The 8,957-nt window shown below is 40.2% G+C and carries 12 protein-coding genes; 2 read left to right on the top strand and 10 right to left on the bottom strand.

Annotated elements, in window-relative coordinates; translation table 11 throughout:
• Positions 1 to 187 precede the first annotated feature (187 nt).
• Both ADI86_RS03970 and ADI86_RS03965 read left to right on the top strand, forming a co-directional pair.
• Complete coding sequence (locus ADI86_RS03970) at positions 188 to 988, top strand: DUF1189 domain-containing protein (protein WP_049531887.1); 801 nt, start codon at positions 188 to 190, stop codon at positions 986 to 988.
• A 9-nt stretch (positions 989 to 997) separates the two neighbouring features.
• On the top strand, positions 998 to 1,984 hold the full coding sequence (locus ADI86_RS03965; RefSeq protein ID WP_049531886.1) for a LacI family DNA-binding transcriptional regulator: 987 nt from the start codon (positions 998 to 1,000) through the stop codon (positions 1,982 to 1,984).
• A gap of 29 nt (positions 1,985 to 2,013) precedes the next feature.
• Here ADI86_RS03965 and ADI86_RS03960 read toward each other — a convergent pair whose 3' ends face one another.
• The 10 genes from ADI86_RS03960 to ADI86_RS03915 all read right to left on the bottom strand — a co-directional run bounded on the left by ADI86_RS03960 (position 2,014) and on the right by ADI86_RS03915 (position 8,896).
• Positions 2,014 to 2,955: a YitT family protein gene (locus ADI86_RS03960; protein WP_049531885.1), complete on the bottom strand. Its 942-nt coding sequence runs from the start codon at positions 2,953 to 2,955 to the stop codon at positions 2,014 to 2,016.
• On the bottom strand, positions 2,933 to 4,696 hold the full coding sequence (gene aspS, locus ADI86_RS03955) for an aspartate--tRNA ligase (protein WP_049531884.1): 1,764 nt from the start codon (positions 4,694 to 4,696) through the stop codon (positions 2,933 to 2,935). Before aspS ends, ADI86_RS03960 begins: the two co-directional genes overlap by 23 nt.
• A gap of 154 nt (positions 4,697 to 4,850) precedes the next feature.
• A complete protein-coding gene (locus ADI86_RS03950; protein ID WP_049531883.1) occupies positions 4,851 to 5,081 on the bottom strand; it encodes a hypothetical protein in 231 nt (76 codons plus the stop codon).
• 17 nt (positions 5,082 to 5,098) lie between these two features.
• Positions 5,099 to 5,740 carry a CPBP family intramembrane glutamic endopeptidase gene (locus tag ADI86_RS03945; RefSeq protein ID WP_049531882.1) on the bottom strand — a complete coding sequence of 214 codons (642 nt, stop codon included), beginning with the start codon at positions 5,738 to 5,740 and terminating at the stop codon, positions 5,099 to 5,101.
• Positions 5,741 to 5,749: 9 nt separating this feature from the next.
• Positions 5,750 to 6,448 (bottom strand): ABC transporter permease, encoded by a 699-nt coding sequence (locus ADI86_RS03940; protein ID WP_049531881.1) that lies wholly within the window; start codon positions 6,446 to 6,448, stop codon positions 5,750 to 5,752.
• The gene (locus tag ADI86_RS03935; protein WP_049531880.1) at positions 6,441 to 7,265 is read right to left on the bottom strand and encodes an ABC transporter ATP-binding protein; all 825 of its coding nucleotides are present in this window, start codon (positions 7,263 to 7,265) and stop codon (positions 6,441 to 6,443) included. The genes ADI86_RS03940 and ADI86_RS03935 overlap by 8 nt, the downstream gene beginning before the upstream one ends.
• Positions 7,266 to 7,275: 10 nt before the next feature.
• Positions 7,276 to 8,016 (bottom strand): DUF3169 family protein, encoded by a 741-nt coding sequence (locus ADI86_RS03930; RefSeq protein ID WP_049531879.1) that lies wholly within the window; start codon positions 8,014 to 8,016, stop codon positions 7,276 to 7,278.
• A gap of 2 nt (positions 8,017 to 8,018) precedes the next feature.
• Positions 8,019 to 8,216 carry a hypothetical protein gene (locus ADI86_RS03925; RefSeq protein WP_049531878.1) on the bottom strand — a complete coding sequence of 66 codons (198 nt, stop codon included), beginning with the start codon at positions 8,214 to 8,216 and terminating at the stop codon, positions 8,019 to 8,021.
• Positions 8,216 to 8,422 carry a helix-turn-helix transcriptional regulator gene (locus tag ADI86_RS03920; protein WP_001176227.1) on the bottom strand — a complete coding sequence of 69 codons (207 nt, stop codon included), beginning with the start codon at positions 8,420 to 8,422 and terminating at the stop codon, positions 8,216 to 8,218. The genes ADI86_RS03925 and ADI86_RS03920 overlap by 1 nt, the downstream gene beginning before the upstream one ends.
• 9 nt (positions 8,423 to 8,431) lie before the next feature.
• Positions 8,432 to 8,896 (bottom strand): hypothetical protein, encoded by a 465-nt coding sequence (locus tag ADI86_RS03915; protein WP_049531877.1) that lies wholly within the window; start codon positions 8,894 to 8,896, stop codon positions 8,432 to 8,434.
• Between the last annotated feature and the right edge of the window lie 61 nt (positions 8,897 to 8,957).

Genomic DNA, 8,957 nt, shown 5'->3' with positions numbered 1-8,957 from the left:
CTCAAAGCAGTGCTTTGAGCAACCTGCGGCTAGCTTCCTAGTTTGCTCTTTGATTTTCATTGAATATTAGCGATTGCTACTGTAAATAATATTCTTGCAACAAGCAATTTTTCTCCTAGACTTGAAATAAAGCGCATTTCTCTATATAATAATACTCATATAGAAAACACCTTTTAGAAAGATACCTATGCTTCCATATCCATTTTCCTATTTTTCAAGTATTTGGGGATTTCGTAAGCCCCTGTCCAAACGTTTCGGACTCAACTGGTTTCAACTTCTCTTTACCAGTATCTTCCTTATCAGCTCGTCTATGGTACCCATTGCCATTCAAAACAGCTCCCAGGAGACTTATCCGCTAGAAACCTTTATCGATAATGTCTATGAACCATTGACAGATGAGGTTGTCCAGGATCTCTCTGAGCATGCTGCAATTGTTGATGGTAAATTAACTTATACAGGAACAGCTAGTCAAGCGCCTTCTATTGTGATTGGTCCAAGTCAAAGCAAGGAATTACCTAAGGACTTGCAACTGCATTTCGATACGAATGAGCTCGTCATCAGCAAGGAAAGTAAGGAACTGACTCGTATCTCTTACCGAGCCATTCAGACTGAGAGTTTCAAAAGTAAAGACAGCTTGACCCAGGCAATTTCTAAAGACTGGTACCAACAAAATCGTGTCTATATCAGTCTCTTCCTAGTTCTCGGTGCTAGCTTCCTCTTTGGTTTGAATTTCTTTATCGTCTCTCTAGGGGCTAGTCTTCTCCTTTATATCACTAAGAAATCACGCCTCTTTTCATTTAGAACCTTTAAAGAGTGCTACCATTTTATCTTAAACTGTTTAGGATTGCCAACTCTGATTACGCTTATTTTGGGATTATTTGGCCAAAATATGTCAAACCTCATCACTGTACAAAACATTCTTTTTGTCCTTTATCTGGTCACTATCTTTTATAAAACGCATTTTCGTGATCCAGATTACCATAAATAGGAGATTTTTATGCCCGTTACGATTAAAGACGTGGCCAAGGCTGCTGGTGTTTCGCCTTCAACCGTAACCCGTGTTATTCAAAATAAATCAACCATTAGCGACGAAACTAAAAAACGCGTTCACAAGGCTATGAAGGAGCTCAATTACCACCCCAACCTCAACGCTCGTAGCTTGGTAAGCAGTTATACCCAAGTTATTGGCTTAGTTCTTCCTGACGACTCAGACGCCTTCTATCAAAATCCTTTCTTCCCATCAGTCCTACGTGGCATCTCTCAAGTCGCATCTGAAAACCACTATGCCATTCAGATAGCAACAGGTAAAGATGAAAAAGAACGCCTTAAAGCTATTTCACAAATGGTTTACGGTAAACGTGTGGATGGTTTGATTTTCCTTTATGCTGAAGAGGAAGATCCCTTGGTCAAATTGGTGGCTGAAGAGCAGTTCCCCTTCCTCATTCTAGGAAAATCCATTTCACCCTTTATTCCTCTTGTCGATAATGACAATACCCAAGCTGGTTTTGATGCAACCGAATATTTCATCAAAAAAGGATGCAAACGAATTGCCTTTATCGGAGGTTCTAAGAAACTCTTCGTTACACAAGACCGTTTAACAGGCTATGAGTCAGCACTCAAACAATACCAACTGCCTATTGATGACAATCTGACCTACTTTGCAAATGAATTTCTAGAGGAAAAAGGATATCAATTTAGTCAACTTCTCTTTCAGCATGACCCACAAATCGATGCTATCATCACAACCGATAGTCTCCTAGCCGAAGGGGTCTGTGACTATATTGCTAAGTACCAACTGGATGTCCCTGTTCTCAGCTTTGACTCGGTCAATCCCAAGCTCAACTTGGCGGCCTATGTTGATATTAATAGCTTAGAACTTGGTCGTGTTTCTCTTGAAACTATCCTCCAGATTATCAACGATGCTAAAAGCAATAAGCAAATTTGTTACCGTCAGTTGATTGCCCACAAAATTATTGAAAAATAAAAACCAGCTCGAGCTGGTTTTTTTGGTTATTAATTATCTGTTTCAACGAACCGTCCCAAAATATGGACATTCTCAGATACAGAAACAAAGGCACCTGGATCCACCTGTTTCATAATCTGTTTGAATTCATTAAATTCTGCACGTGTAATGACAGTGATTAAAACTGCCTTTTTCTCGTGATTATAGGTTCCTTCTGCATCGTGGATCATAGTTGCTCCGCGGTGCAATTTTTTATGGATTTTCTCAATTACTTTCTCTGGATGATTGGTCACAATCATGGCCTGCATCCGTTTTTGCTTGGTAAAGACTGCATCTGTCACACGGCTAGAGACAAAGATGGTAATCATAGAGTAGAGGGCGTATTTCCAACCAAAGGTCAAACCTGCTATCAGCATAATGGTTCCATTTACCAAGAAAGAAATACTACCAACATTCTTACCCGTTTTCTTGCGAATGGTCAGACTGACAATATCCGTCCCACCACTGGAGATATTGTTTCGAAGAGCAAAACCAATCCCCAAGCCCATGACAACACCCCCAAAAAGGGCATTGATAATGGGATCCTCCGTCAAGGTCGCCACAGGGACAAACTGGATAAAGAAGGAACTCATGGACACCGTAATAAAGGTAAAGATCGTAAACTTATGTCCAATCTGATACCAAGCCAAGACCATCAAAGGAAAATTAATGGCGTAGAAGGTCAGCGAAATCGGGATATGAAAACCAAACCAGTGATTACTCAGAGCAGAGATAATCTGTGCCAGACCTGTCGCACCACTCGAATACACATGCCCTGGTTGGAAAAAGAAATTGACCGCTACTGCTGATAAAAAACCATAGACCAGAGAGGCTGATATCTTCTCATCATATTTTTCCCGAGAGATGCTTTGTAAGACACGTAAAATTTTTATCTGATGAGCAAAGCGGCGCAGATAATAGCGCCACCGCTTAATTCGTTTTGCTTGTTTCATCTTCTTCTACTTGTAAGCTGAGTTCCTCTAATTGTTTGAGAGCTACTGTTGAAGGAGCTTGTGTCATTGGGTCAGTTGCCTTGTTGTTCTTAGGAAAGGCAATGACTTCACGGATATTTTCTTCTCCTGCTAAGAGCATGACAAATCGGTCAAGCCCGATAGCCAAACCACCGTGTGGTGGGAAACCATAGTCCATGGCCTCAAGAAGGAAACCAAACTGGTCATTTGCTTCTTCAGCTGAGAAACCAAGAGCTTTGAACATGCGTTCTTGAAGGTCCTTTTGATTGATACGAAGGCTACCACCACCAAGCTCATAACCGTTCAAGACGATATCGTAAGCAATGGCACGAACCTTAGCCAAATCACCTTCTAGTTCGTGAGCAGTCTCTTCCTGTGGAAGAGTAAACGGATGGTGGGCGCTCATGTAGCGGCCTTCTTCTTCAGACCATTCAAACATTGGCCAGTCAACCACCCAAAGGAAGTTGAATTTATCGTTATCAATCAAGCCAAGCTCTTTGGCAATACGTCCACGAAGGGCACCAAGAGTTGCATTAGCCACTTCAAGCGTATCTGCTACAAAGAGAACCAAGTCCTTATCTTCAAGAGCAAGCGCTGCTGTCAAATCTGCTTGGATGCCAGTCAAGAACTTGGCAACTGGTCCGTTTAATTCTCCATCAACCACCTTGATCCAAGCAAGACCTTTGGCACCGTACTGTTTGGCTACTTCGGTCATCTTGTCGATGTCTTTACGTGAGTAGTTATCTGCTGCGCCTTTGACCACAATTGCTTTTACAGCAGGTGCTTCTGAAAAGACTTTAAAATCTACACCCTTGACCACTTCTGTCAAGTCCTGAAGCAACATATCAAAACGGGTATCTGGCTTGTCAGAACCGTAAAGAGCCATAGCATCATCGTACTTCATACGAGGGAATGGTAGCGTTACTTCGATGCCTTTGGTTTCCCTCATCACGCGCGCAATCAAGCCTTCTGTGATATCTTGGATTTCTTGCTCAGTAAGGAAAGATGTTTCCAAGTCAACCTGGGTAAACTCAGGCTGACGGTCTCCACGCAAATCCTCGTCACGGAAACACTTGACGATTTGGTAGTAGCGGTCAAAGCCAGCATTCATCAAGAGCTGTTTCGTGATTTGTGGACTTTGAGGAAGAGCATAGAAATGCCCTTTATTAACACGAGATGGCACCAAATAGTCACGCGCCCCTTCTGGTGTTGACTTAGAAAGGAATGGTGTCTCCACGTCGATAAACTCCAACTCATCTAAGTAGTTACGGATAGAGTGGGTCACTTTAGCACGAAGTTTAAGATTTTCCAACATTTCTGGACGACGAAGGTCAAGGTAACGGTAACGCAAACGCGTATCATCATTGGCCTCAATGCCATCCTTAATCTCAAATGGGGTTGTCTTAGCTGTGTTCAGCACTGTCAAGGCTGTTACATTTAACTCAACTGTACCAGTTGGCAACTTATCATTGGCTTGCTCACGCGCAGCGACCTGTCCAGTCACCTCGATAACAAATTCGCTACGAAGGCTTTCAGCTGTTGCCATGACCTCTGCAGATACTTTTTCAGGGTTGATAACCAACTGCATGATTCCTTCACGGTCACGAAGATCGATAAAGATCAAACCACCAAGGTCACGACGACGGCCAACCCATCCTTTCAAGGTCATTTCTTGTCCGATGTGTTCCTCACGAACACGACCAGCATACATACTACGTTTCATTGTTTCTCTCCTCTTTTATTCTGTTACTATTTTACCATAAAAGCGCAGGCTCTTCATGAAAATCAGCAGAAAAGTTTGCCAGTCTTTAAAAAACAAATGAAGGACCTAAAAATTAACGCCAATACAAAAATCCGATGAACTTCATCGGACTCTTTTATTTTGAATTGTTGCCTGCTTTACGCTTTTCAGCGATTTCAGCTGCCTTTCTCGGCAAGACGATTTCCGTTGTGTAAGCTGTCCCAAAACGCCAGATACCTGCAATCGGGGCAAAGACCACTGCTAAATGGCTATAGAAGAAATCTCCCTTAAAGGCATAAGCTAGTCCCCCAATGATGAAAAATAGAACGACTGCTTGAATCACTGCTAATAAAATTACTCGTTTCATGTGACCTCCTGACTCTATTATAGCATGAGAATCATCAAAAAGCTGACTAAATTATTCAAAGCGTGGAGAGAAATACTGTAAAGAAGACCTTTTCGGCTTACATAAGCCAGACCCAAACTCAATCCTAGACTAGCATAAACTAAAAACTGTTGCAAAGTTCCTGGAGAATGAATCAAGGCAAACAGAACACTCGATACCAGAAGGAAAAGCAGAGTTTGTTTGCTATTGTCCTGCTTAGGAAAGAGATAGCGCGCTAACATCCCTCTAAAGATAAGTTCTTCCGTCAGAGGAGCAAAAATAACGACCGCAAAGAATGAGAAAAGTGGTTGAGACAAGGTCAAGTCTATCGCTATTTGCTGATTTACTGAAGGATCATTTGGCAAGAAAAACTGGACAACCAGAGATAAGAACCAAACCAAGGCAGGAAGCCAAATAAATCGGTTGAAGCCACTCTTCTCAATACGAACAGGACCTTTCTGATACCATTTGTAAATGCCGTACACATAAACTCCAGCCAAGGCCACATAGAGCAAGGTCACAGCATAGGGTGAAGCGCCTAAGGCAAGCGACGTAGTCGCGAGCACCTGAATGAAGCCATAGATGAATAAAAAGGATAGAATGGCTAGAAGAAACCAGCCAAGGTTTTTAAGTAATTTCATAAAGTTCTCCTATCTTGCTTTATAGCTGTTTTTCAATACAAAGAGGTTTGCTATCCCTAACACAAGTACCCAGGCAAGTAACATACCGATGTTAGAAAAAGATATTTCTCCACCTTTTTTATTTAAAAGATTTACAATAGGACCAACGAACGAGTAATCCAACACTTTCTGAACCGTATCATTTTGAAGAGCAATCATGGGTAAAAAAGAGACGATAAACACAGGAAACATACTATAAACTTGCGCTTTAGACTGAGTATCTGACACTGCACCGATTAGAAGGTTGAGAAAAATAACACTAATAGCTGCTAAGACCAAATAGATAACATAGGCCAATAAGTAACCTGATACATCCACTTTAAAATAGATTGGTAGTAAAATCATTCCAAGCAACATAATCAACAGAGGGAGAATGAGCATACTGAAAGTATATTCTGTTGCTGTCACACCACTTAGGATGAGTGATTTAAGATTGCGCTTTTCCTTATCTTCTGCCATCATAATCGATACCATATAACCACTTCCCATACTCAAGACCATCGTCAAACTCATAGAAAGGAAATACGTACTCAATTCTCCACTCTTGTTTAAGAACTCATTATATAGAACAGCCAGTCCAAAAGGCAACAATAGAGTCGCCAACAAAGTTGAATTGCTGATAAGAACTTGTAATCTTAACCATAGTAGGGCATTTAATTTTCTAAACATCTAACTTTTCTCCTGTCAATCTGATAAAGATATCTTCTAAAGTCGGCTCACAAGAGTGGACCACCATCAAATCTGTCGTGTCTAAATGTGGTAATTCTTCAAACGGAACTATCTGTTCTCGTCCGTCGTTATAAACCACACGTACCTTCTTATCCACATGGTACTTCTGGATAATATCTTGCGGACTTCCATACTCTATTAAGTTCCCCTTATTCAAAAGAGATAAGCGATCACAAAGCAGAGTTGCTTCATTCATATCATGCGTGGTCAAAAAGATAGTTGTCCCCGCCTGCTTTAACTCTTGAAGTAGGGTATGAATCATCTTAGATGTTGTAGGGTCTAAGCCACTGGTTGGCTCATCTAGAAAAAGCATCTTAGGAGCATTAAGAAGGGCACGAGCCAAGAACATTCGTTGTTTCATTCCAGTAGATAGTTTTTCCGCGATAATATCTTTAGCATCTGCCAATCCAACCTGTTGAAGCACCTGAACTACTCTATCTGACTTGAGACCATATAACTTAGCATAGATGAGCAGATTTTTGTAAAGACTCATCTTTTCATAAAAACCACTGCCATCACTAACAATACCAATTTGTTCCAAATCATTTGAGGTTAAATCTTGAGAATTCTTGCCTAACAAAACTGTTTTACCTTGATCTGCAGTCAACTGACCTGTCAAGACATTGATCATGGTTGTTTTACCTGAGCCAGAAGGTCCAAGAAAACCAAAGATTTCACCTTCCTTAATCTCAAAAGAAATCTGATGAAGAGCTTTTTTGCTCCCAAAACTTTTGCTTACATTTTCAACACGAATCATAGAAACTCCTTTATTTGAAATAACGTTTCACCATAGGTAACTGCATCACATTGATATAAACATGGATAGCTCCGACAAGCAAGAAGGCTAGTAGCTGAATTTCTCCTGTCAAGAAAGAAATGATAAAAAGAAAAATATATAAGCCAGGTAAGACATACTGATTTAATTGGAATAAAATTCGAAAACTCTGTTCCAAATTAGCCTTGCGCTCCCCTTCATCGTAAGAATCGAAATGCTCTAAGATATCCTTTGGTGTAGAGAAAAATGCCAAATCAAGCTGACGAACAATCGCAATTGTTTTAAAAAGATATTTTTGAACACTGAAAATCAGCACTAATGCCAAAAAAGAAAGAGAGAAGGTTATATGGCTTCCATTTAGTACAACCCCTTCACTACCTGAGATGAAAAGAGCCAATAAAATCGCTACACTTGCAATATTAAAAGCAATGGTTCCAAACTCGAGATTCCGATACATTTGCACATAATAGGTTTCATTCAGATCATCATCCATTTCCTCTTGATACAAGGAATGAAATTTTCTGCTTTTCTTTAAGAAATTGAATGTCAAAAGAATGCTAATGAAACCTAACACTAAACAAATAGCTGATATCCATGGTATCAAGACTTTTACATCTAACATAATTCCGTGGGATTCAGCAAGTGCCTTAAACATCCCTACAAGCATGCCTAAGAAACCTCCCAAGACAATAGACATTAAAAATAACAAGCCACGTTTCTTTTTCTTTTCCATATTCATTCTCCTTTTTCACTTGCTAGATTGTTTGCTTTCTTTTCAATCCAGTCAACGACTGGAATAAGAGCAAAGTAGGCCCAAATAAATTGGTCACTTTGATAGGGACGAAACCAGCCTAAGTCTATCCCAATCAATAGAAACATGCTGACTAATAGAGCTATGGCAACTACATAATAGATTGCTTTATACTTGTTCATCACTCGTCCTCCTCCAAGCGAAATACCGATTCGACTGTTTCGTTGAAAATTTGAGATATTTTCAGGGCAATGATAATGGATGGGGTGTACTCATCCCGTTCTAATAGACTGATGGTCTGCCTGGAAACCCCTGCTAGCTTGGCTAGGTCGGTTTGATTGAGACCATCACGAGCTCGAAGCTCTTTTAGACGATTTTTTAGTTGCATGTTACACACCTACTTTCCGTCAAATTCAACTGCTTGGATATCCTCAATACGTTGCAACTTGAATTTTTCTTTTCCTTTTTTATCTACACGGCGTAGCTTGACCCATTCCTCATCAACATCCACAACTTCCCAGTTGTCTGTTCCAAAAACTTGTCCAAAGATTGTCGGTGTTTTCCCAATCAATTCTTTTAAAATTCTTGACATTTCTTTATTTCCTTTCTGTTTTTGCTCAATTCTTTTGATTTTATTCTCTAGTTTCTTGACCTTTTGGGAATGGTAGATATAATACATAATCACAAGAGGTACAAATCCTAATGCCCACATAATCGTTCCTTTCTCCTTTTCTCTTAACTTGCTTACATTGTAACACATCTTTTTCTTTTTGACAAGCATATTTGTCAAAAAGTTTATGATTTTTGTCATTTTGCAAAAGAAAAAGGTCAGGAGTGGGTTCCTGACCAGTTTATCTATCATTAATACTCTTCGAAAATCAAATTCAAACCACGTCAGCTTCACCTTGCCGTACTCAAGTACA

It is taken from the genome of Streptococcus pseudopneumoniae (genome assembly GCF_001074975.1).
GTDB classification, from domain to species: Bacteria; Bacillota; Bacilli; order Lactobacillales; family Streptococcaceae; genus Streptococcus; species Streptococcus pseudopneumoniae_D.
Note: the sequence above shows the minus strand (reverse complement) of the source record. Positions and strands in the feature narration are given on the sequence as shown.